20 protein-coding genes are annotated in these 21,621 nt (G+C 44.4%); 2 read left to right on the top strand and 18 right to left on the bottom strand.

Annotation, left to right across the window (positions count from 1 at the left end; translation table 11 throughout):
- Positions 1-114 precede the first annotated feature (114 nt).
- On the bottom strand, positions 115-495 hold the full coding sequence (locus tag BN1067_RS05630) for a RidA family protein (RefSeq protein WP_053217911.1): 381 nt from the start codon (positions 493-495) through the stop codon (positions 115-117).
- Positions 496-623: 128 nt separating this feature from the next.
- Here BN1067_RS05630 and BN1067_RS05625 point away from each other — a divergent pair, with 128 nt between their 5' ends.
- Together BN1067_RS05625 and BN1067_RS05620 are read left to right on the top strand one after the other, a co-directional pair.
- Positions 624-1,667 (top strand): oxidoreductase, encoded by a 1,044-nt coding sequence (locus BN1067_RS05625; protein ID WP_053217910.1) that lies wholly within the window; start codon positions 624-626, stop codon positions 1,665-1,667.
- Between the two features lie 270 nt (positions 1,668-1,937).
- Positions 1,938-2,339, top strand: coding sequence for a secondary thiamine-phosphate synthase enzyme YjbQ (locus tag BN1067_RS05620; protein WP_053217909.1), 402 nt, complete (start codon positions 1,938-1,940; stop codon positions 2,337-2,339).
- A gap of 31 nt (positions 2,340-2,370) precedes the next feature.
- On the opposite strand, the gene BN1067_RS05615 is transcribed toward BN1067_RS05620, so the two are convergent.
- From BN1067_RS05615 to argC, 17 genes are all read right to left on the bottom strand, one after another.
- Complete coding sequence (locus BN1067_RS05615; protein ID WP_234400634.1) at positions 2,371-3,111, bottom strand: NAD-dependent protein deacylase; 741 nt, start codon at positions 3,109-3,111, stop codon at positions 2,371-2,373.
- A gap of 86 nt (positions 3,112-3,197) precedes the next feature.
- Entirely contained in the window at positions 3,198-4,361 is a 1,164-nt protein-coding gene (gene mmsB / locus BN1067_RS05610) for a multiple monosaccharide ABC transporter permease (RefSeq protein WP_053217907.1), read from the bottom strand.
- Between the two features lie 2 nt (positions 4,362-4,363).
- On the bottom strand, positions 4,364-5,893 hold the full coding sequence (mmsA, locus tag BN1067_RS05605; protein ID WP_053217906.1) for a multiple monosaccharide ABC transporter ATP-binding protein: 1,530 nt from the start codon (positions 5,891-5,893) through the stop codon (positions 4,364-4,366).
- 71 nt (positions 5,894-5,964) lie between these two features.
- Entirely contained in the window at positions 5,965-7,047 is a 1,083-nt protein-coding gene (gene chvE / locus BN1067_RS05600; protein ID WP_053217905.1) for a multiple monosaccharide ABC transporter substrate-binding protein, read from the bottom strand.
- A 405-nt stretch (positions 7,048-7,452) separates the two neighbouring features.
- A complete protein-coding gene (locus tag BN1067_RS05595) occupies positions 7,453-8,574 on the bottom strand; it encodes a GntR family transcriptional regulator (RefSeq protein ID WP_053217904.1) in 1,122 nt (373 codons plus the stop codon).
- A 179-nt stretch (positions 8,575-8,753) separates the two neighbouring features.
- On the bottom strand, positions 8,754-10,226 hold the full coding sequence (gene araA, locus BN1067_RS05590) for an L-arabinose isomerase (protein WP_053217903.1): 1,473 nt from the start codon (positions 10,224-10,226) through the stop codon (positions 8,754-8,756).
- 33 nt (positions 10,227-10,259) lie between these two features.
- Complete coding sequence (locus BN1067_RS05585; RefSeq protein ID WP_053217902.1) at positions 10,260-11,951, bottom strand: ribulokinase; 1,692 nt, start codon at positions 11,949-11,951, stop codon at positions 10,260-10,262.
- 16 nt (positions 11,952-11,967) lie between these two features.
- A complete protein-coding gene (gene araD / locus BN1067_RS05580) occupies positions 11,968-12,663 on the bottom strand; it encodes an L-ribulose-5-phosphate 4-epimerase (RefSeq protein WP_053217901.1) in 696 nt (231 codons plus the stop codon).
- 230 nt (positions 12,664-12,893) lie between these two features.
- A complete protein-coding gene (locus BN1067_RS05575; RefSeq protein ID WP_053217900.1) occupies positions 12,894-13,238 on the bottom strand; it encodes a YckD family protein in 345 nt (114 codons plus the stop codon).
- A 110-nt stretch (positions 13,239-13,348) separates the two neighbouring features.
- Positions 13,349-14,347: an NADPH:quinone oxidoreductase family protein gene (locus BN1067_RS05570; protein WP_053217899.1), complete on the bottom strand. Its 999-nt coding sequence runs from the start codon at positions 14,345-14,347 to the stop codon at positions 13,349-13,351.
- 111 nt (positions 14,348-14,458) lie between these two features.
- Positions 14,459-15,220 (bottom strand): C40 family peptidase, encoded by a 762-nt coding sequence (locus BN1067_RS05565; protein WP_053217898.1) that lies wholly within the window; start codon positions 15,218-15,220, stop codon positions 14,459-14,461.
- 51 nt (positions 15,221-15,271) lie between these two features.
- The gene (locus BN1067_RS05560) at positions 15,272-15,916 is read right to left on the bottom strand and encodes a hypothetical protein (protein ID WP_053217897.1); all 645 of its coding nucleotides are present in this window, start codon (positions 15,914-15,916) and stop codon (positions 15,272-15,274) included.
- A gap of 156 nt (positions 15,917-16,072) precedes the next feature.
- Entirely contained in the window at positions 16,073-16,972 is a 900-nt protein-coding gene (purU, locus tag BN1067_RS05555) for a formyltetrahydrofolate deformylase (protein WP_053217896.1), read from the bottom strand.
- A 173-nt stretch (positions 16,973-17,145) separates the two neighbouring features.
- Positions 17,146-18,333 (bottom strand): aspartate aminotransferase family protein, encoded by a 1,188-nt coding sequence (locus BN1067_RS05550; protein WP_053217895.1) that lies wholly within the window; start codon positions 18,331-18,333, stop codon positions 17,146-17,148.
- Complete coding sequence (gene argB, locus BN1067_RS05545) at positions 18,326-19,123, bottom strand: acetylglutamate kinase (protein ID WP_053217894.1); 798 nt, start codon at positions 19,121-19,123, stop codon at positions 18,326-18,328. The genes BN1067_RS05550 and argB overlap by 8 nt, the downstream gene beginning before the upstream one ends.
- 15 nt (positions 19,124-19,138) lie before the next feature.
- Positions 19,139-20,377: a bifunctional ornithine acetyltransferase/N-acetylglutamate synthase gene (gene argJ / locus BN1067_RS05540; RefSeq protein WP_053217893.1), complete on the bottom strand. Its 1,239-nt coding sequence runs from the start codon at positions 20,375-20,377 to the stop codon at positions 19,139-19,141.
- 13 nt (positions 20,378-20,390) lie between these two features.
- Positions 20,391-21,428, bottom strand: coding sequence for an N-acetyl-gamma-glutamyl-phosphate reductase (argC, locus tag BN1067_RS05535; RefSeq protein ID WP_053217892.1), 1,038 nt, complete (start codon positions 21,426-21,428; stop codon positions 20,391-20,393).
- Positions 21,429-21,621: the final 193 nt, after the last annotated feature.

The following is a 21,621-nucleotide window of genomic DNA, read 5'->3' as shown; positions in this document are numbered from 1 at the left end:
GTCCTGAGGCGTATTTTCCAAGTGTTTCTTCTAAACCGTTGCGCCGAGATTAAGCGAATCTTTATCCTTGCTTGAAAATAAAAAGGGGGACAACCAAAAACGGTCCCCACCCTTTTACTCCCGTACTGCCAATACGTCCATTTCAATTTGTACACCTTTCGGAAGTCTGCTAACTTCCACCGTGGCTCTCGCCGGGTAAGGCTTGCTCAAATAGTTAGCATATTCTTCATTTACAGTCGCAAAGTCATCCATGGAAGTAATATAAATCGTAAACTTGGCAACATCAGCAAACGTTAAACCTGCTTCCGCCAGTACGGCCTGAAGATTTTTCATTACCTGATTGGTTTGCTGCTTGATCCCTTCAACCACTTCACCTGTAGACGGGTCGATTGGAATCTGTCCGGAAACAAACACAAATCCTCCTGCCTCGATGGCTTGAGAATAGGGACCAATAGCCTGTGGTGCTGCTTCTGTTTGGATTTCCTTTCTACTCATCGCTTATCTCCTCCCACTATTCTGAATCTTCCATTTCCAGTCTACCATATTCAAGTCCTCCTAATAAGCTTTAGAGAGACTGCATGTTACAATGAGAGAAAAGATGGCAATACCGAGGAGGAATGGTTATGGAAAAAATCAATGTCGGCCTTGTCGGCTATGGATTGTCCGGGGCTGTATTTCACGCTCCGCTGCTTAAGGTTTCCGAGCAATTCTCTATTACCAAGGTTCACACTAGCCGTATCGACGAGGTAGCCAAGGATCTTGGGGCCGTAGAAGTCGTCGATGAACTGGAAGAGATACTCAACGATCAAACGATAGAATTAGTCGTCATCACGACTCCGAACCGATTCCATTTTGATATGGCCAAGCGAAGTTTAACAGCTGGCAAACATGTAGTTCTGGAAAAACCGATGGTCCTGACCAGCAAAGAAGCAGAAGACCTCATCGAATTGGCAAACCAAAACGAGCGGATGCTCAGTGTTTACCAGAACAGACGCTGGGACAATGACTTTTTGACTGTCAAAGAATTAATCAAGAACGAAAACCTGGGAACCATCAATACGTATGTAGCTCACTTTGACCGGTTCAACCCACAGCCGAATCAACAATGGCGGGAGCACCGGCAAAAAGGCGCCGGCATGCTTTACGATTTAGGTTCTCATTTAATCGATCAGGCGCTCCATTTATTCGGGGAACCACAGGAAGTATTTTGTGATCTTTGGAACCAGCGGGAAGCCTCGCTAGTGGATGACTATTTTCATCTGATCCTTGGCTATCAGCGCATGCGGGTAATTCTCCATTGCGGATTGATCGTCAAGCAGCAAGGGCCGAAATTCATGGTACATGGCAGTAAAGGCAGTTTCATTAAGTATGGGATCGATGGACAAGAGGCGGCCTTGAGTGCGGGTCAATTGCCAAATCAGGATGACTGGGGAGCCGATGAACCGGAAAACTATGGGAAGCTGTATGTGAACGAAGCTGGACAGGAATTGGAAAAGCCGATTAGAACGATCCCAGGCAACTATCCTGCTTATTATGAGGGAATTTACGAGTGTATCCGGAACGGGGCTGACAATCCTGTTCCAGCGGAAGATGGCCTGCGCACCATTCAAATCATTGAAACAGCAGTAAAAAGCAGCAAAGAAAAGCGGGTAATCCGGCTTTACTAATTTATTGCGGAGGAAATATCCGAAGACTCCTCGAAAATACAAACCGATTTCCTTCTTGCGATGTGTCGCTGCCGTAGCCTTCCTTGTCCTGCGGGTGGAAAGGCCTCGGTGAGATCCCGCAGAGCTTTAGCTCGAGGAAGCTCACCAACCGCCCGCGGAAAGCGCAGAGTATTTCCGCAGCAATGGATGACCACTCCGGTAAGGATGGAAAGAAGTCGTCCAAAGTTAGTAATGGGAGATTATTTCTCCAAAAAAGAAAGGAGACTGGTCATGAAAAAGACCTTTCATGTAAAAACAAGTAACCATTCGCAGATGATCGATATTACGAGTGAATTGGAAGCATGGATCCGGGAAGAAAATATCAAAGAAGGAATCCTGATTGTTTCTTCTCTTCATACCACAGCCGGAATTACGGTGAATGAAAATGCTGATCCCGATGTCAAAAAAGATTTTTTGATGCGCCTTGATGAAGTTTTTCCATGGGAGCACCCGCAGGACAGACACGCAGAAGGCAATACTGCCTCCCATTTGAAAACAAGCACCGTCGGGCATGCCCAGACGTTGATTATTTCCGATGGCAAGCTTGAATTAGGAACCTGGCAAGGGGTATATTTTTGTGAATTCGATGGACCGCGAAGCCGCAGATACATCGGAAAAATGATAGAGGGATAAATGACAGGGAGCTGCCTTCGTTTGCAGCTCCCTATTTTATCAGGCTTTTCAGCTCTTTGACTGTCTCGCTTAAATCAGCATGTATGACCACATCAAACTGATCGTCCATCGGGGTCGGTTCCCGATTAATCAACCCGGATGGTTTTTGGTTGTCCCAAGCGTAAATCGGCAGAAGATTAAACGGAGATACAAGCAAGGAAGTTCCCATTACCAGCAATAGATCAGCCTGTTCCACTTCCACCTCTGCTGCATCATGCTTGGTGATCGGGTCACCGAACAAGACTATATCGGGTTTCAGGATATCCCCACATCCCGTTTCCGAACAGCGAGGTACTTGCCTGGCCATTACATAATCCAACGGGTACTTGGTTCCACAGGTGGGGCATGTCGCCGTGTTTACGTTGCCATGGTATTCAATCACATGCTGATTGCCAGCTGCCTCATGCAGACCATCGACATTTTGGGTCACTACAGAAACCCGCTTTCCCTCCTGTTCCAAGTGATGTAAAAATAGGTGCACATGGTTGGGGGCGTAATTCTTCAACAACTTCAAACGGAAGACTTCTTTATATTTCCCCCAAAAATCTTCTGGATTTTGATAAAAGTATTCCTGCGACATGTAGTATTCGCGTGATTGATCTTCCCGCCAGATTCCGCCTGCAGAACGAAAATCAGGGATTCCGCTTGCCGTGGAAACCCCTGCACCAGTCAGTACTGCGATTTTATCAGCACGGGCTATTTCGGCTGCTAGTTTTTTCACAAGCGCAAACAAAAGAATGCCCCCTTTTCTTCGGTGGTATGGCATTATCTTATACCTGATGCCGTCTCTATGTAAATAAAAGGGGCATTTTAATAAACCTATCTGGTCTTGTTTTTACTAATCATATCCAACGCCACAGCTGCTAAGAGTACGAGTCCTTTAATTGCCTGCTGCCAGTCAATTCCTATACCCAGAATGGACATCCCGTTATTAAGAACACCCATTATCAATGCCCCAATAACCGCTCCAACTACTGTGCCAATTCCACCGGCCAGTGAAGCACCGCCAATTACCGCAGCAGCGATGGCATCCAGTTCAAATAAGTTACCAGCCTGGGGAGTTGCCGCGTTTAACCGACCTGCAAATATCAATCCAGCCAACGCTGATAACACACCCATATTGACAAAAACCCAAAAGGTTACCTTTTTTGTCTTTATGCCTGATAACTGTGCAGCATGCTTGTTACCGCCCACCGCATAAATATGACGTCCCGTAGTCGTATTATTCATATAAAAACTATAACCGATTATTAGGAATAAAAGAATCAGCATTACATTAGGAACACCTGCGTACAAGGCGAGAATATAGGTGAATGCTAGAATAATAATAGAAATAGCTATCACTTTGACGAGGAACATAGGAAAACTAACAATATTATAATTGTATTTAATATAGTCTTTTCTTAATTTCATCTCGTTGATTAGATAAATGATAACGGCCAATCCGCCCAATAGTAAGGTTAGTAAATGCAAATCTCCCCCACCAAATAAATCAGGAAGAAAATCAGAACTTATGGTACTGAAACCTTCTGGAAAAGGGGATAACGTCCTTCCACCGAGAACAATTAAGGTTAACCCTCTAAAAATCAGCATCCCTGCCAATGTCACAATAAAAGCTGGCACATTGACAAATGCGACCCAAAAACCTTGCCATGCCCCGATAACAGCCCCCACAATAAGTGAAAGAATGACAGCAACAGCTACAGACATATCAAGATTGATCATAAAATAGGCGGAAATGGCACCGATAAATGCTGCCACGGATCCAACCGATAAATCAATTTCTCCGGTAATGATGATCAATGTCATTCCAATGGCCAGGACAATGATATAACTATTTTGCATAACGATATTCGTTATATTCAAAGGCGTTAATAAGATACCGCCTGTCAATATTTGAAACAATAAAACAATACCAATTAATGCTATCACCATGCCAAACCGTCTAACGTTCTGCGAAATGATCTCTTTCAACTCTCCCATTCTCAGGACCTCCTACTACGAGTCATATATGTCATTAATTTCTCTTGGTCTGCCTCTTGTTTATTGACCTCCCCTGTGATTACACCTTCTGCCAGCGTATAAATCCGGTCACACATACCTAGTAATTCCGGCAGTTCCGAGGAAATCATCAGGATCCCCTTGCCTTCTAAGGCTAAGTCATTTATTTTTTTATAAATCTCGTTTTTAGCTCCTACATCTATCCCTCTGGTAGGTTCATCCAATATCAATACGTCCGGATCTGTAAAAATCCACTTTCCTAAAACAACCTTCTGTTGATTGCCACCACTTAAATTGATTGTTTTTTGTTCAATGTTAGGCGTCTTAATATTCATCGATGTTTTTAAGGTTTCAGCCTGCTTCACTTCTTCATGTTTATTAAGGATGGCTCTCTGTGATATTCTAAATAAGTTAGACAAACTTAAATTTTTCCTTACACTATCGTTCAGTATCAAACCATATTTTTTTCGATCTTCTGATACATATGCCAGTCCATTCTCGATAGCCTGATTGACATTTTCTATTTGAATTTCTTTTCCATCTTTATAGATTTTGCCGCTTATATTTCTTCCATATGACTTCCCGAACACACTCATCGCCAACTCGGTTCTGCCCGCGCCCATCAAACCTGCGATACCAACTATTTCGCCTTTCCTAACGTAAAAGTCAGCATTATGGATGATTTGCTGGTGTGGATTTTCCGGATCGAAAACCTTCCAGTCTTTCACTTCCAAAACTGTGTCACCAGGTTGTGAAATACGCTCAGGATAAAGATCACGCAAATCACGCCCGACCATCCCTTTGATAATACGCTGCTCCGTAACGCCGTCTTTTTCCATTGAAAGCGTCTCAATTGTTTTTCCATCCCTAAGGATAGTAATGGTATCTACCACTGCCATTAATTCTTTTAACTTATGGGAAATTAATATGGAAGTAATGCCCTGTTTTTTAAATTCAATCAATAGATTCAAAAGATTTTCGCTGTCTTCTTCATTCAGTGCTGCGGTAGGCTCATCCAATATAAGTAGTTTTACTTCTTTCGAGAGTGCTTTGGCTATTTCAACAAGCTGTTGCTTGCCTACACCTATATGCTTGATCAATACTTGAGGATCGATTGGCAATCCTACTTTATGAAGCAGTGCTTTGGTCTTTTCAACCGTTTCGTGCCAGTTAATGACTCCTTTGTTCGATTGCTCATTCCCCAAAAAAACATTTTCTGCTATCGATAACTCAGGAATTAAAGCTAGCTCCTGATGGATAATCACAATCCCCAATTCTTCACTTTCATTGATGTTTTTGAACTCACACTTTTTTCCTTGAAAGAATATATCGCCAGAGTAGCTATTATGAGGATGAACACCGCTAAGCACTTTCATTAAGGTGGATTTTCCAGCCCCGTTTTCACCTACCAGGGCATGAATTTCTCCTTGTTCCACCTCCAAGTTCACGTTATCAAGTGCTTTTACACCAGGAAATGTTTTCGTAATATCTTTCATCGACAATATCGTTGCCATCTGTTTTATCACTCCTGCAAAAAAGGATATAGATGACTCAGTTTACAACCGAATCATCTATGTACCGGGCGTTACTTTAAATCTTCCTCCGTGTAGTATCCTGTTTCGATTAGTTCTTCCTCATAGTTAGAAGCATCCACTGAAACCGGTTCAACAAGATAGGAAGGCACTACTTTCTTTCCGTTATCATAAGTTTCTGTATCGTTCACTTCTGGCTCCTCACCCTTTAACACTGCATCTGCCATCGAAACAGCTTTCTCTGCAAGTATGCGGGTATCCTTGAAAATCGTTTGGGTTTGCTCACCAGCAATAATCGATTTGATCGAGGCGCTTTCCGCATCCTGTCCCGTTATAACCGGGAGCGGCTGATTATCGGTTCCATATCCGACAGCTTTCAGGGAAGAGATGACACCGATACTGATTCCATCATACGGGGAATAAACCGCGTCTAGGTTTTTATCTGAATAATGGGCACTTAGGATGTTGTCCATACGTTCTTGCGCTTCTGATCCACTCCATCTTAACGTTGCTGCCTGATTGAAATCTGTTTGGCCACTTGGTACTACAAGCTTCCCTTCATCCATATATGGCTGAAGAATCGACATTGCCCCATCCCAGAAAAAATAGGCATTGTTATCATCTGGAGATCCTCCAAATAACTCGATATTGAACGGTCCCTCTTCACCATCTGCAAGACCTAGTTTTTCTTCCAGATACTCTCCTTGTAAAACACCGACTTGAAAGTTGTCAAAAGTAGCATAATAGCTTACATGCTCACTGTTCATAATCAAGCGGTCATAAGCAATTACCGGAATATCCGAACGTTCAGCTTGTTCCAGAACATCTGTAAGTGCCTCGCCGTCAATCGAAGCGATCACCAGCAAGTCCACGCCCTTGGTAATCATATTCTCAATTTGAGATACCTGATTTTCCACTACATCTTCCGCATATTGCAGATCTGTTTTATAACCCAGCTCTTCAAACTGCTCTACCATATTATCTCCATCATGAACCCACCGTTCGGACGACTTTGTCGGCATAGCGATCCCTACTGTTTTGTCTCCTTCTTCCTGACTGCCGGCCTGGCCACTGTTTCCACAAGCACTAAGAACAAGCGCAAATACAACAAATAATAGTGCATAACATTTTTTCATGCTTCTCCCCCTCGTTTTCCTTACTCAGATTTAGATAACGCTTTCAAAAGAAGAGATTGGAATACACAGCTTCTTTTCATCAAGCGCCCAAGTTGTACGTACGTTTATTATAAGATAAGCGCTTTCATTATGCAATAACTTTTTTAACTTTCGAAAAACTTATATAGAATATCGCCAGATACCTTTGATAAAGGGCGTGAAATCGCTTGTCCAAACCAAATAAAAAAGAATATCCAGTTGTACGTACTTTTACTGGATATCCCTTTAATAACTGTATTGGAATCATTATCTGTAGAATATGGATCATGTACACCCTGGTGCCTGTAAAAACTTCCTTTCCTTGTATCCATACTGTTGTCCTGCAGCTAAAATCGTTACCATACAAATACGAAAAGCGATTTTTATTTAACCCTTTACGATCTCAAGGTTTTTCGTCGAATTTCGTTCAATTAATTCTGGTTCATACACCACGGACGAAATCGTATCGACATTCAATTTCCCTCTGCCATTTTTAGCATCAATCAACTCAAGGATTACTTGTGCTGCCTTTTCGCCCATTTCGCTCTTCGGGTGTGCTATCGTTGTCAATTTCACCTCAGAAAGTTGCGCGAGTATGGAATCATCGTATCCGACAATCGAGATATCATCCGGGACTGATAACATTCGTTCTCGTAAAACGTCCAGGATATTTAACGCAAGTTCATCGTTGTAACAAACGAGTGCACTAGGACGATTACCGGATGAAGCAAGAATAGATGCTAACTCCTCTGAGGGCTTGGATCGTTTCTCTTCGGTACTATAGGTGATGATGTTCTGCGGATCAACTTGCAAACGGTTCGCTCTATGTGCTTTGATAAATCCCTTCATCCTTTTAATTCCCTGCAAGTCATCCGTTTTAAAGAATCCAACTATATTTTTATGTCCCTGTTTAATTAAATACTCCGTTTGAGTAAACCCGCCTTTTTCATCATCCATCACGATGTAAAGCGGCTCTAACTCCTCATAGAACGCATTGATCATCAAGTATGGAATGTTCATCCGCTCTAAGTTCAAGTACAAATTGATATTAGGATTACTGAATGCACTTTTGGTTGGTTCTACAATCACTCCGTCATACTGTTGAGTCAATATTTTTTCCAATAATTCTTTTTCACTCTCATGGTTATTATTAGTGCTGAACAATGAAACATTATAGCCCTTATCACTTAAATACGATTCTGCACCTCGAATAATAGAGGGGAAGATATAATCAGAAATATAGGTCGTTATAATGGCAATATTTTTTTGAGATGGCCTGTCTTTATCTTCTAAGCTGGAACGATCTGCACAAAACGTACCAGCACCTTGCTCACGATATAGCCATCCCTGATTGACCAGGTCCCCGATTGCTAAACGGACCGTATGCCGACTGACATTAAACTGCTTCATCAATTCACTTTCAGAACTTATTTTTTGATTGGGTTGAAACGTTCCGTCCAGTATTTTCGATTTTATCGCCTGTTTCACCATACTATGTTTGGTTTGCATCTTAACACCTCTGCTTGTTATACATCCCTAAAGTTATTCGTATAAGTTATCCTTGTCAGTATAACACCTCATTCTACGAAAGGCTATGTCTTCCAAATAGGATTTATTTCGGCTTCCTCCGTAATGATGATAAAAAGGGCAGAGACTTTGCCATAATCTCTGCCCTCTACGTATTATCCTTATTTCCAGACACTCTCATTCCATTTTAGTTCTTTTTTGAACTGCCGTAGATTAGTATCCTGGTCGATAACCACACATTCAATCCGGCACATCTCAGCAAAGTCCAGCAGCTGGTCTGTTGCCACGTTAAACGACAGGACCGTATGATGGGCACCCCCGGCGAGTATCCAAGCCTCGGTAGCCTCACTTAAAGACGGAAGTGGTTTCCAAAGCACCTTTGCTACTGGAAGGTTCGGGGTTTCGATAGATGGCTGCTCGGCCAACACTTCGTTGACAACCAAACGAAACCTTCCACCCATCTCGACAAGAGAAGCATTGACAGCATGGCCTCCTCTTCCATCAAATACGAGCCGGGCTGGATCCGCCTTCCCTCCCATAGTAAGGGGATTGACCGCGATCTCCGGCTTCGTAGCAGAAACCGTCGGACAAATCTCCAGCATATGGGAGCCTAAAATCATCTCATTTCCAGGTTCCAAATGGTACGTATAATCTTCCATAAAAGACGTACCCTGGTTGTTTGCCATGATTTTCATCAGCCGAAGCAATGCCGCAGTACGCCAATCACCTTCACCTGCAAATCCATATCCCTCAGCCATGAGGCGTTGTGCTGCTAATCCTGGCAGCTGCTGCATTCCGTGTAAATCCTCAAAGTTGGTAGTGAAAGCTGTATAACCTCCACGGTCCAAGAATCGCTTGAGGCCAATTTCTATTCTCGCTTGTTCTCTTATTGTATCTCTATTAATCTCTTCGTCTTTTATTGTATAAACACGCTTATATTCTTCAAATAAAGCATCGACACGGTCCTGCTCAACTCGTTCGATTTCTTCTACCAAGTCACCAATCCCATAGTAATCAACGGACCATCCGAATTTTATCTGGGCTTCAATTTTATCTCCGTCCGTAACTGCTACATTTCGCATATTATCCCCAAAGCGGGCTACTTTGATATTCCTGCCTTCAACCACAGCAGCGGCTGTCAACATCCAGATTCCTATTTTATCCAGCACCTTCGGATCTCTCCAATAACCGACAATCACTTTCCGTGAGATGTCCATCCTAGTCCCAATAAAACCGTACTCCCTGTCCCCGTGAGCGGATTGATTTAGGTTCATGAAATCCATATCTATTTTTTGCCATGGAATGTCCCTATTATACTGGGTATGCAAATGGAGAAGCGGTTTTTGCAAGCTGTCGAGACCAGCTATCCACATTTTCGCCGGTGAAAAGGTATGCATCCAGGTAATGATTCCGGCACAGTGTTCATCGGTATTTGCCTGCTGGATAAACCGATATATCTCCTCTGCCGTGGTTAGGACAGATTTAAATACAATTTTAAAAGGAAAACTGTCTCCTTCATTTAGCCCTTTTACTAATTGGATCGAATGCTCCTCCACTTCCTTTAGTGCATCATCCCCATATAAGTGTTGGCTTCCCGTTACGAACCAAAACTCGTAAGGTTTTATTGTTAACATCTCGGACCCTCTCCTTGTTCAACAGTTTCAAATTTAAGTAGTTTTTACTGCAGCTTCCTTTCTGGCTGAAGCTTTAACGGTTTTTAACCGCTTCATCACATTATTTTTACCACGACCGAAGTAGTCGTGCAGCCTGCTGTATTCTTGGTAAAGCTGCTCATACACTTTCACATGCTCTGGAATCGGCGTGACTACCTCTTCCTTTACTCGACCCATTTTTTCAGCCGCCTCCACGATAGAGTTGAATCCGCCCTGCTCTTTTCCGGCTGCAACGGCACTGAACATCGCTGCCCCTAAGGCAGGGGTTTGCCTGGAGTCTGCAATCCGGATTGTCCGGTTGGTTACATCCGCGTAAATTTGCATCAGCAGTTTGTTCTTTTGCGGCAGTCCGCCGCAAGCATACAACTCATGAACGGCTATGCCATTGTCATGAAATGCATCTACTATTTTTCTTGTCCCGAAAGCGGTGGATTCTAGCAATGTTCGATAGATTTCTTCTGGTTTTGTTTGCAATGTAGCCCCAATCAGTAATCCACTCAGTTCTGTATCAACTAGCACGGACCTGTTGCCATTCCACCAATCGAGGGCCAGTAGACCTGTTTCGCCCGGTTTGTAAGCTGCTGCCTTTGATTCCAACCAATGGTGTACACTGACACCATTGGTTTCAGCAGCACGGAACACTTCTTCCGGACAAGCCTTATCCACAAACCACGCAAATATGTCACCTACAGCCGACTGGCCTGCCTCATAACCGTAATAGCCTGGAATAATGCCATCCTCTACCACCCCACACATCCCTTCAACCTCGCGCTCATTTGTACCAAGCAGCATGTGGCAAATCGAGGTGCCCATTGCCATTACCATTTTTCCGGGGGATACCACGCCCATGGCCGGAACGGCGGCGTGTGCATCAACATTTCCGACAGCTACCGCAATGCCGGGTTGCAAACCGGTAATGTGGGCCATCTCTTCCGTCAACCCTCCGGCTTTTGTTCCGAGCGGCACTACGTCGCCCCGAAGCTTAGTCTCCGTAAGGTTCTCCAGCCGGGGATCCAATGCCCTAAAAAAGTCTTTGGACGGATAACTTTCCTGCTTATGCCAAATCGCTTTGTAGCCAGCAGTACAACTGTTACGTAAAAGCTGGTTGGTCAATTTGGAAATAACCCAATCAGTCGCTTCCACAAACTGATCGGTTCGCTCATAAATATCAGGCGCTTCGTTAAGGATTTGCCAAATTTTCGCTATCATCCATTCTGAGGAGATTTTCCCTCCATAACGCGCAAGAAAATTCTCTCCGCGCTGTGCGGCAATTTCATTTAGTTTTGTCGCTTCAGGCTGAGCCGCATGATGTTTCCACAGCTTTACCCAGCTGTGCGGATTACGGGCTAACGATTGGTCAAAACATAACGGGTTGCCTAATGTATCTATTGGCAGCATGGTACATGCTGTAAAGTCGATTCCAACCCCAATGACATCGACCGGATTTATTCCTGATATGTTGAGCACAGCAGGAATCGACTTCCGGAGTACCTCCAAATAGTCATCAGGATGTTGCAGAGCCCATTCCAGTCCTAACGGTTCTCCTGTAGGAAGCTGTTCTGTCATGACTGCATGCGGGTAATGGGTTACATGATCTGCAATCTCTTTTCCATCCTTCAAGGAAACAAGTACAGCTCTGCCCGATTCGGACCCAAAATCTATTCCAATTGCATATCTTTCTGTCATTTTCCGCTTCTCCCCCTCACCTATTTTTTTGACCATAGTAAGCGTCAGAACCATGTTTTCTTAGGTAATGTTTATCCAGTAAAGCTTGATCCATCTCTTCTACCGCCGGGTTCAATTGGTAAGTATGCATGGCCATTTTAGCCACTTCTTCAAGAACGACAGCATTATGGACAGCTTCTTGTGCATTCCTCCCCCAATTAAAGGAGGCATGGCTATGTACCAAAACACTGGGTACCTGGTGATGATCGGTATCTTTAAATGTTTCTACAATCACTTTCCCTGTCTCCTGTTCGTAATTTTGATGAATTTCCATTTCGGTCATTCGGCGAGTACATGGGATGCTTCCATAAAAATAATCACCATGGGTGGTTCCCAATGCCGGAATTGGCCTTCCCGCCTGTGCCCAGCTTGTAGCAAAAGGAGAATGCGTATGGACAATACCGCCAATACCTTTAAAATGCCGATATAGAACGAGATGGGTAGGGGTATCAGAAGAAGGATTCAGTCTCCCTTCCACTACATCTCCCTGCATATCAACTACCACCATATCCTGTGCCGTCAATTCATCGTAAGCCACTCCGCTTGGTTTAATCACAACTAATTGTTCCTCTTCAGAGTAACCGCTTACATTTCCCCAAGTAAAAGTCACCAATCCATGTTTCGGTAAAGCAAGATTCGCTTCCAACACTTCCTGCTTTAGTTGTTCAAGCATATTGCTTCCCCCTTATCAAACAAGTTGTCATTTGTACGTATAAGTTTCGGATAATTTAATAATAAGTTAAATTGTACGTACAATCAACTATAACGAGTAATTTATTCAAAAAATAAGGAAAAGAGAAGAATGAGACAGGCTATTTCGGGCGGATGATACGGAAGAAAAGACGGAAAAGAAAGAGGACATGACAGTATAAAAGCCCAACCAAAATTGGCTGGGCTTTTTGGCTAGTGGGAAAATTTATGATCATGTTTTCCCTTATGATGTTTGTGATCCATTATAAAACCGTTCTTTTCAAGCACTCGATAATGCTCATCCAGTTTTTTGATGATTTTATCCGCTTTTTCTTTTTCTATTACACCGAATTCCACATATTTGTTGATGATCCCTTTGCGCTTGTCAAACAAGTCTTGATACAAAGTTGCCAGCTCTTTTTGTTGATGTTCAGTGAGCTCTGGCTTTTTCTCCACTATCTCCTGTTGGTCCTCATCAGCTTGAATAGTGCCCGCGCCAATGAATAGAATTGCTATCATTAAGGCTAACATGCAGCAGCTTCTTTTTAATCGGTACATTTTTTTACCCTCCCATCTATGTATCGTTACCGTTATTTTTTGTGGCTTTTGTAAATCTATACAAAAAACCTCCGCATGCATGGTATGCAAGCGAAGGTTTTCGTTTTCTATCATTTCTGGAGATTGACAACCATCCGTCCTTGCGCTTTTCCTTCGAGGATCGTCTGCAAGGCATCCGGTAGATCATCCAAGCTGATTTCTTTTTCAATGTACTCTGTCAGGCTTTCTAGCTTCAAGTCATCTGCCAAACGTTCCCAGACCTTTTTGCGAATAGGCATTGGGCAGTTTACAGAATCAACGCCCAACAGCTGGATGCCACGGCTGATAAACGGAAATACAGCCGTGGGAACGGAAGTGCCGCCTGTCAGGCCGCTGACAGCTGCCGCCCCTCCATAGTGCAGCTTGGTAAGTAGGGAGGCGAGCTGTTCACCACCGACCGGATCGACAGCACCGGCCCACTCCTGCTTATCCAAAGGTCTAATTTTCCCATCATAAACGGCTTCCCGCGATACAATTTCGTCTGCTCCTATGTTGCGCAAGTACTCGTGGGCATGTTCTTTTCCTGTACTTGCCACGACATGGTAACCGCGTTTGGCCAGCATGGCAATTGCGGTACTGCCTACTCCTCCAGTAGCTCCTGTAACCAACACTTTGCCTTTATCGGGGTTTAATCCAGCTGCCTCCAGCTGCTGGATGGACAGGGCAGCAGTAAAGCCTGCCGTTCCAAGAATCATCGATTCTCTCAGCGACAAACCATCCGGTAGCGGCACGACCCATTCAGATGGGATTCTGGCATATTCACTGTAACCGCCATAATGCCCGGTTCCGATTTGGTAACTGGTTGCAATCACCTTATCGCCAGGTTTAAACTGGTCATCTTCCGATTCGACTACTTCTCCCGACAGGTCTATTCCTGGCACCATAGGATAGGCTTCCACAATTTTGTTATCTGGGGTGTTAGCCATTGCGTCCTTAAAATTGACGCTGGAGTAATGAACCTTTATCAATACTTCGCCCTTCGGCAGCTCTTCACTTTGAAGAGACTCGATACCGGCCGAAAATCCCGACTCTGTCTGATTCACTTTGTATGCTCGAAACGATTGATTCATTTTGTTGCTCCTTTCCGTTTGTTCATCTAAGTATTCTCGCTAAGACTTCCTAAAAAACTTTCCCATACGTTTTTTCCTTTCCACCAAACAAAAACGCAGCCGGAGAATCGGCTACGTGTTGAGAATGAACTTTACATCAGGATGCTTGTAAACTGTCGTAAAGTCACCGTTCTCCTTCAATTTATTATACAGGTCTTCCGGTGAGAACCAAAGAAAATCGTTTTCCATCTTATAGTCTGCTCCGTAGTAGTAGCTGAGCCAAATCAGTTTTGAACAATAGATATATTCCCACGGGTCATCTAAAGCAGATGATAGATTGAAGGAAAAAACTGGCGCTTGCTGCCCTTTTTCTTTGAACTGACTGAGGTATTCCTTTGCAAAATCAGCGGCAGATTTTCCTGCCTCAGGCGACTTTGGCCGGAAATGGGCATGAATAGGATGCTTATCCAAGAACTGTTGGATCGATGCTTTGCGAATAGCTGGGTGCAAGCCAGGCGACTCAATAACATTTTCTTTATCGACTACAAGTGCAGAATGGCCGACATAACCTGTTTTTAGCTCGTCGAGGTTATCACTTGCCACAAGAATATCACCCGGGTGAAAATCTCGAACTCTAGCGTGTCGCTGTCCAATTTGAAATTCCCATTCAGCAGAAGCTACCGGTATTCCTGTTGGAAGTTCGATAGAAACAATGTGTAACTGGTGAGTCCCTTCCCGAAGATGGGTCGTATCCACAGAAATACGTCCACCATGTACTTGGACCATGTGCAGCAACTGATCAATATAAATACTATGGGCCACATTTGCCCTGGTTAAATTTGGTTGGATTAAAAGACGTTCCAACTCCTGGTTTATTTGAAAATGATTGGTCAATTTCATCACCGCCCATAGCTAAACTATTCAGCGGTAACAAAAAACGTGCAGCTAACCTGCTTTTTGTTTCCTCTTTTGCACCATTTTTTGGACAATTCGAGAATGAAAGAAATAATCAAAAGCCGTACTTATTACCAGTCCATGAAGGATGACCCCAAAAACCGTCAGCACTACCACCGTTACATGACCAGCTGGCGTAGCAGGGTCAAAGGATGCCTGTCCAAAAAAGACGAGCGTCCTGATGCTGCCGAGCAACGCTTTCCAGTAACTCTGTACCCCGGGTTCAAAATAATGCAATGGAATGATTGAAAGAAAGACAAGCACTATGGTTACAGAAAGAACGGTTCCCAAACGCTGCCGGCGAAGAAACCGCAGGAACGGCTTGGTATAGTACTTCGTGATCGTCTTCAGGCGCAGCAAATGTAAGATTCGGGCAAAGCGGGCAAGCTGAAAGACTGCATCTAATGGAATGGCAGCAATGAGAAGAAAAGGGTTGCTTTTGATAAATTGCCACTTATGGTCACTACGTAGAACCCGGTAAACAAAGTCCACGAAAAATATCCCCCAGGTGACCCAGACGATGTAACTATTATAACGGGTACTTTGCCAGATCGTAGCAACCGAGCAGGCGGCCAGCACGATCATAAAGCCCTCATAAACAAGCTCGCTTTTTGATTTATCCTGCCATCGTGTCATTCCATCACCTCCGGTTCCGTTCCGCTGTCTTTCGCAACGAATTAACTGTTCTCAGTATACCGGAAAAACAAGCATACGGAAAACCGAGACATAACGTGGTATTTGCTCCTGCAGACAAAAACCCAAGTCATCGGATGACCTGGGTTCACGCTTAAACTAAAAAACGATTGTTTTGTTTTGATGGACGATAATTCGATCTTCCAGCTGCCATTTGACTGCCCTGGCAAGTACACTCCGCTCGATCGATTGCCCGATTTTTTTCATAGCCGCACTGTTGTCACGATGGTCGACACGACTGATATCTTGTTCAATGATCGGTCCTTCATCCAGCTCATCGGTCACAAAGTGAGAAGTCGCCCCGATTAACTTCACGCCGCGCTGATAAGCACGCTCATATGGGTTGGCACCGATAAAAGCAGGCAGGAAGGAATGATGTATATTGATGATCTTATTTTTATTTGCCGCCACAAATTCAGGGGTGAGAATCTGCATATAGCGAGCAAGAACAATTAAATCAATATCGTATTCCTGTAACAGTTCCAGTTGTTTCTCCTCAACTTGCTTTCGAATATCCTTGTTAGCTGGAATATGGTAAAACGGAATGCCAAGTGACTCAACGGTCTCCCTTGCATCTTCATGATTACTGATGACGAGGGGAATATCTGCTATTAAGTCACCGCTCTGCCATTCCCACAACAGTTCACGGAGACAGTGAAGCTCTTTGCTGACAAAAATGGCCATCCGCTTGATTTGATAGACATAGCTAAAACGCCAATCCATTTGAAAGGATTGAGCAATGGACTGAAAATCTTGTTCAAGTTTTTCCTTTTTAGCCGAAAGCTCCTCTGCTTCGAACACCAGACGCATAAAAAATTCCCCGCCAGAAGGATCCGTCGTGTATTGGTTCGATTCGATAATATTGGCTCCATGCTGATATAAAAATTCAGAAACAGCCGAGACAATCCCAGGCTGGTCCGGACAATGAATTAATAATCTTGCTTTGTTCTTATGTTGTTCCTGAAAAGCACTCCAGTTGGCTTGCGATGTATCTGTCATTATAAATCCCTCTTTTTCTAAATATCTGCCTTTATATTGTACTCGATATGTCCTATATATTTAAAGAAAACGTACCGATAGGCAAATCGCTTCAGGTTAAACAGAGGACAAATGATACGTTTAACATTTTTCTACTATACGTTGTGCCATTGTATGGGAGAGCTGCCAACTGTTTATGAGGCAAATACTTTTTCCATCGCAGCAATAAATTGATCAATCTCGGCTTCACTGGTCGTCAATGGTGGAAGGACACGAATGACGTCTGGGCCGGCAACAAGTAATAAAAGCTGTTGCCGCTCCCGCGCTTTTGTCACATAATCCATTGCATTGCCTTCTACGACGATACCCTGCAGCAAGCCTTTTCCTCTAATCTCTTTAATTTCCGGAAACTGCTGTTTTAATCCGTGCAATTTTTCCTCTAAATAAGCACCCAATTCTGCTGCCTGTTTCACTATTCCCTGCTCGATGATGTGCGTAATGGTTGCCAGTCCAGCTGTTGTAGAAAAGGGGTTGCCGCCAAAAGTACTACCATGAGAGCCGGGTGAAAATGCCTGGGCCGCTTTTTGATTGGCGATAATCGCTCCAATCGGAATGCCGCTCCCCAGTCCTTTAGCCAAACTGATTACATCCGGTTCGAGACCGTATTGTTCATAAGCGAACAACGTTCCTGTTCTGCCAATCCCCGTTTGAATTTCATCAATCATCAACAAAATACCGTTTTGCTTACAAATTGCTGCCAACTGTTGAACCCAATCATAATCTGCAGGAATGACTCCTCCCTCTCCTTGGACGAGTTCGAGTAAAACAGCACATGTTTTATCCGTTACCAGAAGTTCCAGTGCATCCTTGTCATTATAAGGAAGATAACGAAATCCTTCGGCCAGCGGCGCAAAGCCTTGTTGGATTTTCTCCTGTCCTGTAGCCGCCAGGGTGGCCAGCGTCCGGCCGTGAAATGACTGACTGAAAGTGACGATTTCACAAGCATTTGTTCCTTTAACTACCTGTGCATAGCGTCTAGCCAATTTAATTGCCGCTTCGTTTGCCTCGGCTCCGCTATTGCAAAAAAACACCTGGTCTCCGAAGCTGTTCTTCACCAGCATTTCGGCCAATTCTTCCTGAGGGGGTATATGATACAAATTCGAGCAATGCCATAATTGATCGAGTTGAAGCTCCAGCTTTGCTTTCACCTGGTCGGGAGCATGACCGAGATTACAAGTGGCAATACCGGCCGTAAAATCAAGGTATTTACCGCCCGTTTCATCCCAAACCCAGCTTCCTTTCCCTTTGACCAATGTAAGTGGAAAACGATTATAAGTAGGCATGAGCATTGGTGTGGCCATAGGTACTGTTTGTTTAGACATATTTTACCTCCGAATGTAAACTGATTTTGGTTCCGACAGCCTTTCCCTGGTAGAAAGACAGCAGGCTGTACGGCTCCAATCCGTTCAGAATCACAGTTTCCGGCACTTCGTTTTCCAGCGCCTGCAATGCCGATCGTACTTTGGGAATCATCCCACCGGTAATCGTCCCATCGACGATTAATTGTTCGATTTGGCTGCTCGTCGTTTCATGCAGAACCACCGTTTTGCCATTCTTTTCGACTAAAATGCCGGGGATGTCACTGATGTAACACAATTTCGCCTGTAGCGCCTGGGCAATTGCGGCAGCGGCTACATCAGCGTTGATGTTGTATTTCTGGCCAGATTGGTCCATTCCAATCGGGGATATAACCGGGATAAAACCCTGGCTGAAAAGGTTATCGAGGATCGAGACCTCTACTTTTTCAACCGTGCCGACATAACCGAGAGAAAGCTTTTCAGCAGGGACAGCCTGTAGCAACCCACCGTCTACCCCGCTTAGGCCAAATCCTTTTCCACCCTGCAGCTGTAGTTGCCGTACAAGCTGCTTGTTCATCGATCCACTTAGGACCATTTCTGCTACTTCCAATACATCCTCCGTCGTCACCCTTAATCCATCAACAAACTGGGTTTCCACGTGTAGTTGAGAAAGTGTTTGGGATATCAAGGGTCCTCCACCGTGGACAAGCACCGGCTGGACTCCGTCTTTATGCAATTCTGCGATATTTCGATAAAAAGCTGGCGGCAGCTGTGAAAAGATACTGCCACCGCACTTGATTACAACATATTCCATTCCGACTTCCTCCCTTTAAGTACGGTAGGATGCATTGATCCGTACGTATTCATAAGATAAGTCGCAGCCCCAGGCCGTAGCTTTTCCAGTACCACTCCCCAAATCGGTATGAATCGATACTTTATCCTGAAGTAAATAGTCCTTTGCCACTGCTTCATCAAACGGTACAGGCATCCCTTTGTTCACTACCAGAACAGGGCCGAGCGAAATGCTGACCTTGCCTGGATCTACCGGCTGGCCGCTATAACCAATTGCCGTTATAATCCGCCCCCAGTTGGCATCTGCTCCGTGAATAGCCGTTTTTACCAGATTGGAAGAAATAATTGCCTTGCTGACGGTGCGGGCTGACTGATCAGAATCCGCCCCTTCCACTTGGACTTCTACTAATTTGGTGGCACCTTCTCCATCCCGGGCGATCTCTTTTGCCAGTAGTTCGCAAACTGTCGTCAGCCCTTGTTTAAACAATTCCCAGTCCGGATGATCTGCTTTCAGCTGCTGATTTCCTGCCTTGCCATTCGCAAGCACCAGTACCATGTCGTTTGTACTCGTGTCTCCGTCTACGGTAATCATATTGAAAGATTTATTAGTAATTTCCTTCAAAGCCTGCGATAAAGACGACGCTTCGACAGCCGCATCCGTCGTAATAAAGCTCAGCATCGTTGCCATGTTCGGGTGAATCATTCCGGAACCTTTTGCCGCTCCGCCGATCGATACCTTTCGACCATCAATTTCAAGTTCAACGGCAGTCGCCTTTTCTTTTGTATCGGTTGTCAAAATTGCTTGTTCAAAGCGGGAAACATGATTATTGTCTGGCAGATGGATTTGATCGATGCCGTATTTGATTTTTTCCATCGGCAGAGTTTCACCGATGACCCCCGTCGATGCAACGGCCGTGTACTCCTCCATAACATGAAATGCTTCTGCTCCCCACTTACGCATTTGATACGCATCGTTAAGCCCCTGCTCCCCCGTGCAAGCATTGGCAATCCCGGAGTTGACAAGTAACGCCTGGATTTTTTGACTACTATTGATGCTTTCTTGGGTTACTAGGAGCGGTGCCGCCTGAAAAGCATTTGTTGTATAGACACCTGCCGTTGTTGCCGGTACTTCCGAATATACCCAGCCAAAATCCAGTTTGGTTTTTCGAAGTCCGCAATGGACACCGCCTGCCGTGTACCCCTGAGGAGTGGCTATGTTTCCATCCGGCAACAGGGTCACTTCCTTTTTGGTCAATTGTTCTACATGTTCTGACATTTTTTCGCCCTCCTTAAGGATAAATAGGTAAGTAGTTTAGACCTGTAGAGACGTCCCAGCCTTTCAATAGATTCATATTTTGAATGGCCTGCCCTGACGCCCCCTTCACTAAATTGTCGATCACTGAAACAATGGTCAGTTTCCCTGTTCTCTGATCGGCATGGATCCCAATATCACAGTAATTGCTTCCATATACTTCTCTCGTTGCAGGCAGTTCTCCATTTTTGCGAATACGCACAAAAGGCTGCAGCCGATAAAATGCTTCATACATCTCTATCACTTCATCCGTTGAAACAAGCTGACGGAGGTCTGCATATATCGTATTCATTATCCCCCTTGTCATCGGGACAAGATGAGTCGAAAACGTTACTTGCACAGGATGGCCAGCCATCTTACTAATCTCTTGTTCAATTTCCGGTATATGCTTGTGCCGTCCAAGTTTATAAGCCTTTAAATTCTCATTCATTTCAGGATAATGGGTGTTCAGCGATGTTCCCCGTCCAGCACCGGAAACACCCGACTTCGCATCGATGATGATCGATCGGTCTTCGATTATGTTGCTTTTGATTGCCGGAATCAGCCCGAGCAGGGCAGCGGTTGGATAGCAGCCGGGATTGGCTACCAGGTTTGCTGCAGCCACTTCCGCTCCATTCATTTCACTTAACCCATAAACCGCCGCTTCCAAATACCGTTCTTCAGCGGCAGGAGAACCGTACCATTCCTGATAAGCTTGTGGAGATTTCAGGCGAAAGTCTCCTGAGAGATCGATGCATGGGATACCATACTCCAGAAACTGTGGCACCAAATCCTTGCTGACAGCAGGTGGAGTGGCGAAAAACACCAACTCGACACGATCAGCCAGATCCGGTACGGAAAGTTTTTCAAGCGGCATTTCTCGTACTCCGTTAACATGGGGGTACACTGCTGCAAGCGGCTGACCGCTTTGTGAATGGGAGATAACTGCTTCAATCTCTGCATATGGATGGTTATATAAAAAACGTATCAGTTCGATGGCACCATAGCCGGTCCCACCAATAATCGCTACCTTCACCTTAAATCCTCACTCCTGACCATACAATTGATTGGTTAATAATTATACTTTAATATGAATTTTTATACAACCGTATTTTTTATTTTATTCAGATATTTCAACATTTACGATAAGCGTTTCATTCTCTTTATCTCTGAAAACAGATAAGCACTGCTCTCAACCCTTATGAGATGCCCATTAAAATCGAGCGTGT

This window comes from Virgibacillus senegalensis (genome assembly GCF_000821245.2).
Lineage (GTDB): Bacteria > Bacillota > Bacilli > Bacillales > Amphibacillaceae > Sediminibacillus > Sediminibacillus senegalensis.
This window is presented reverse-complemented; position numbering and strand designations above follow the sequence as displayed.